Genomic DNA, 4,547 nt, shown 5'->3' with positions numbered 1-4,547 from the left:
ATTCCATGCTCGATGAACTGTCGACTCGACTGGGCTGGGCCGACCGCACCATCGAGCTACCCGCCGGGCGCTACGAGACGTTGATGCCGCCATCGACCGTCGCCGACATGATGATCTACCTCGGCTGGACCATGGACGGCCGCGGTGCGCAGGAGGGTCGCACCGCGTTGTCGGCGCCGGGCGGCACGCGGGTGGGGGAGAAGCTCGGCGATCTCGGGTTGACGCTGTACTCCGATCCGAAGGCGGTGGGTCTGGAGTGCGCGCCATTCGTAGCGGCGACGAGTTCATCGGAGCGGGTGTCGGTGTTCGACGACGGCATGGACATCGACCGGGTGGACTGGATCCGCGACGGGACGATCAACGCGCTGGCCTATCCGCGGGCGGCGGCGGCGGAGTTCGACGTGCCCGTGGCGGTTCCTGCGGACAACATGCTGATGACGGGTGGCTGGGCCAGTCTGTCCGACATGATCCGCCGCACCGAGCGCGGTCTGTTGCTGACCACGCTGTGGTACATCCGCGAGGTCGATCCCACCGTGCTGCTGCTGACGGGGCTGACCCGCGACGGCGTGTACCTCGTCGAAGACGGTCAGGTCACCGGCGCCGTCAACAACTTCCGCTTCAACGAGAGCCCGCTTGACCTGCTGCGCCGTGCCACCGAGGCAGGCGTCAGCGAGACCACACTGCCACGGGAGTGGGGTGACTGGGCAACCCGCGCGAAGATGCCGTCGCTGCGGATTCCGGACTTCCACATGTCGTCGGTGAGCCAGGCGCAATAATCGCGGCATGGACGATGATCAGTTGTACAACCTGCTGACCCGGTTGATGGCACTTTCGCCCGAGGGCGATGCGGGCCGCAACGCCCTGGTGCGCGAGGTGTGCGCGCAGGCAGTCTCGCTGCCACCGCTGGTGGCGCAGGGCCCGGTCGACGACGACCCTCAGCTCGCCGAGTTCGCCGAACAGTTCGCCGTCGACGTGTCCGTGATCAGCCAAGAGCAGCGCGCGGCGTTCGTGGTAGCGTTGGGCGGCAACGCATTTCGGATGGCAGCACTGATCTTCATCGCCGACTTCGTTCCGCGGGTCCGGGCGGGACTGACCGCGCTCGGTTTCGCGCCGGTCGTCGAGCCCGTCGTGTGGGACCGCGACACCGATCCGGTCGATCTTCTGCTCAATCAGTTCGCTCCGACCGTCGGTGCACTGCGCGCACTGGACTCCGTCACCACCGAGGTGGTGCGGTTGCGCGGCGCGGTGGCGCACAACTGCCGCCTGTGCAAGTCATTGCGCGAAGGCGCGGCGCTCGATGCGGGCGGGAGCGAGTCGCTGTATGACGACATCGAGCACTACGAGTCGTCCGCCCTGCTCGACGAGCGGCAGAAGGCCGCGTTGCGCTACGTCGACGCGTTGATCTGGACGCCGTCCAAGATCGACGCGGACGTGGTGGGCGGCGTGCGCGAGCACTTCTCCGACGCCGAGGCCATGGAGATCACGCTCGACGTGATGCGCAACGCCGCCAACAAGATTGCCGTCGCATTGGGCGGTGATGCGCCGCGGGTCGAGGAGGGGACCGAGCGGTACTTCCTCGGCCTGGACGGCCAGCCGGTCTACAGCTGACTAACCCCGCAGCACCCGTTGCTTGGCTGCCGCGAACTCGTCGTCGGTGAGTGCGCCGCGGAGATGCATGTCGTCGAGCTGCTGCAACTGCTCGGCGATGGACGGGTCCTTCTGCGGTAGCCGGCTTGGCTGCGGTGCAGGGACGGCGGCGTCGTCAACGGTCTCGAGATGGAGCGGATTTCTCGGGTCGACCCGAAGGTTGAAGACGTCGCCTGGACCGGGGACCTCACCGAGCATGAACGTGCCCGAGTACTTCGCCTGATAGGGCGGCGTGCCATCGGTGCGCTCGACGCGCAACGTCATCGTCCGCCGAATGTAGACGTCGTTGATGATCGTGTTCATGATCGGCTTCTTCACCTCGAGCACGGTTCCGGTTGCTGGAATGCCGTTGTGTTGCAAGGCGTCACTGCGTTCGAGCCGGGAGAAGAACCACGCGGAGTAGGCGCCAACCGCTGCGGCGACCACGATCGGCGACCACGGCGCGACGGGGACGGTCCAGTCTGCGACGAAGGGCATCGTCGAGGCCAGGAACCAGCCGCCGATGGCGTTGCTATTGGCCTTACGAGTGGCGGCCATGAACACGCCGAGTTGTAGGAGGTAGCCCACGATCCAGATGGCAAGTGCTGGCCCGAGCACGGGGGTGTCGGCGTCCGCACCGCGGAACGTCAGGTAGACGATCCACGCCGGCAGAATCACCAGCAGACACCACAGGGTCAGCAACCCGGCGATCAGCGGCTTGTTCACGGCGTCACGCTAACGGATGGTGGCGCGGGGTCGGTCCAGGTTGCGGGACTCACAGCCAACTCACTGCCCGAGACCGTCAGCTGGCGTATGACGCGATGTGGTCGATCACGGTATTGAGCGACGTATCCAGGGGTTCGACGTCGCGAAGAGTCTTCGTCAGCAGCAAGCCGCCCTGAAGCGTGGTCAGCAGCGCAGTGGCCAGCCTGTCGACGTCGGCGGCATCAGCCAATTCGCCGCGGGCCTTCATGTCGGCCAGTCCGTCACGGATCGCGCCCTGCCACCTGTGGTAACTCGTCGCGATGTCTTGTCTTGCCGTGTCGTCGTTTTCGGCGAGTTCGCTTGCCAACGACCCCAACGGACAACCGCCTCGGAAGTCGTTGGAGCGCTGATACTCGACCATGACGTCAGCCCAGGCGCGCAATGCGTCGAGACCGTCGAGGCGGGCGAGGAGGGTTTCCTGAAAGCCGAGAATCACGTCGGTCTGGAATTCGATCACCGCTCGAGTGAGGGCGCGCTTGTCGTCGAAGTAGTGGTAGAGCTGCGACGCGCTGACGCCAGCCGCCGACTGCACATCCTCTGTGCTGGTACCCGCGACTCCGCGCTCCTGCATGAGGACTGCGGCCGCGGCGACGATGCGGTCCCGAGTGGCCTGTCCCTTCCGGGTGATCATGTGCTGGAGTCTACCGATTCTGGAGTTGACAATCCAAAAATGATGGCGTTGTGTGGAGTGATCAATCCAGTTACCACGGAAGGCTGGTCGCATGACGACGCGCACACCCACCATCGCCGAGCAGGCGCAAGCAGTGGCCAATGGTGCCGCTAGTTCGCTGCCCGCGGACGTCACGGCCGCGTTCGCCGCTGATCAGGCCGCATTGGATGCACGGGGGATCCCGGCCGACGTGGCGCGGCCAGGCACCGTGATGCCCGATGGTGACCTGCTGGACGTGCACGGATCGCCCACCTCGCTGGCGGAGCTGCGTGACGGTCGTGCTGCGGTCGTGGTGTTCTATCGCGGAGCCTGGTGCCCGTACTGCAACATCGCCTTGCGCGCCTACCAGGCTGATCTGGTGCAGGCGCTCACCGACCGCGGCGTGGTGTTGATCGCCGTCAGCCCGCAGAAGCCCGATGGCTCCCTCACGTCCGCGGAGTCCAACGAGCTGACGTACACGGTGGCTTCCGATCCGGGCAACCAGCTCGCAGTGGCATTGGGCATCCTGACCGAGCCCTCTCCGGATGCCCTTGCCGGACAGGTCAAGCTGGGACTCGATCTCACCGAAGTGAACGCCGACGGCGGCAAGACCCTTCCGATGCCGACGGTCGTGGTCGTCGACACCGAAGGCCTCATCCGTTGGATCGACGTGCACCCCAATTACGCAACCCGGAGTGAGGTGCCAGACATCCTGGCCGCCGTCGCCGCGTTGGGTTGAATCGTTGTCGGACAACGTGTCTCACACCGGCGTCAACGCAGTGCTGAGTCACGAATCTCTCCGCGAGGTGACTTCGGACGTCGACCATTGAGGCGACGGCCGCTAGCTCACCTTCTTCTTCAGGATCAGCATCGGGAGCAGCAGCGTCGCGACCGCGGTGACCAGCCACACCGGCACGCAGCAGGAAGCGAATCGCCTCCGGCAGCCTAGTGGTGCGGAGTCGATCGTGACCGGTGTTCCACGCGCGGCTGATGAACGGCTCTGCTGGCTCGTGCGACCATGGTCTCCGCGCACGCGCGCGAGGGGCGGTAGCTCAGTTGGTTAGAGCCGCGGACTCATAATCCGTTGGTCCTGGGTTCAAGTCCCAGTCGCCCTACGTCAGAGGCTGTTTTTCAAGATCGAAAACCTCGAGTCGACGTTTATTCGTCGTTTATGGCCCGATCGAGCAGGTCGGCCACCTCGATATGGCTCCGACCTCGGGCCATGTACCTGTCCTGTGTCATGGACACGTTGGTGTGCCCGAGATGGTCGGCGCCGATCCTCGCGGACAGGCCGCCGCCGTCGATCAGGGTGGCGACGGTCTTGCGGAAGCTGTGCGTGGTCACGCCGGCGCCCCCAACCCCGTCCCGCACCTGACGCCATTGCTTGTTGAAGTTGTTCGGGTCGCGCCAGGTGCCCGCCGTCGAGGGGAAGATCATCTGTTGCTCACCGAGGAACGGCAGCCTAAGTCGCGCCGCGAGGGCTTCGACTGCAAAGCGAGGTAGCGGC

The 4,547-nt window shown here is 65.5% G+C and carries 6 protein-coding genes and 1 tRNA gene; 4 read left to right on the top strand and 3 right to left on the bottom strand.

Annotated features, from left to right (window positions below; translation table 11 throughout):
• Together QOD90_RS15210 and QOD90_RS15205 are read left to right on the top strand one after the other, a co-directional pair.
• Positions 1–776: metallopeptidase TldD-related protein (locus QOD90_RS15210; protein ID WP_526351082.1), on the top strand; the 776-nt coding region annotated here is incomplete at its 5' end.
• 7 nt (positions 777–783) lie between these two features.
• Positions 784–1,608 carry a carboxymuconolactone decarboxylase family protein gene (locus QOD90_RS15205; protein ID WP_526351080.1) on the top strand — a complete coding sequence of 275 codons (825 nt, stop codon included), beginning with the start codon at positions 784–786 and terminating at the stop codon, positions 1,606–1,608.
• On the opposite strand, the gene QOD90_RS15200 is transcribed toward QOD90_RS15205, so the two are convergent.
• Both QOD90_RS15200 and QOD90_RS15195 read right to left on the bottom strand, forming a co-directional pair.
• Entirely contained in the window at positions 1,609–2,352 is a 744-nt protein-coding gene (locus tag QOD90_RS15200) for an SHOCT domain-containing protein (RefSeq protein WP_526351078.1), read from the bottom strand.
• A 76-nt stretch (positions 2,353–2,428) separates the two neighbouring features.
• Positions 2,429–3,022 (bottom strand): TetR/AcrR family transcriptional regulator, encoded by a 594-nt coding sequence (locus QOD90_RS15195; RefSeq protein WP_526351076.1) that lies wholly within the window; start codon positions 3,020–3,022, stop codon positions 2,429–2,431.
• A gap of 91 nt (positions 3,023–3,113) precedes the next feature.
• Here QOD90_RS15195 and QOD90_RS15190 point away from each other — a divergent pair, with 91 nt between their 5' ends.
• Together QOD90_RS15190 and QOD90_RS15185 are read left to right on the top strand one after the other, a co-directional pair.
• Positions 3,114–3,779, top strand: a complete 666-nt coding sequence (locus tag QOD90_RS15190; RefSeq protein ID WP_526351074.1) for a peroxiredoxin-like family protein — start codon at positions 3,114–3,116, stop codon at positions 3,777–3,779.
• Between the two features lie 302 nt (positions 3,780–4,081).
• Positions 4,082–4,155, top strand: a tRNA-Ile gene (locus QOD90_RS15185).
• A 43-nt stretch (positions 4,156–4,198) separates the two neighbouring features.
• Here the strand turns inward: QOD90_RS15185 and QOD90_RS15180 are convergent.
• Positions 4,199–4,547: tyrosine-type recombinase/integrase (locus tag QOD90_RS15180; RefSeq protein WP_526351072.1), on the bottom strand; the 349-nt coding region annotated here is incomplete at its 5' end.

This window comes from Mycobacterium sp., from assembly GCF_032161845.1.
In the GTDB taxonomy this organism is placed as follows: Bacteria; Actinomycetota; Actinomycetes; order Mycobacteriales; family Mycobacteriaceae; genus Mycobacterium.
This window is presented reverse-complemented; position numbering and strand designations above follow the sequence as displayed.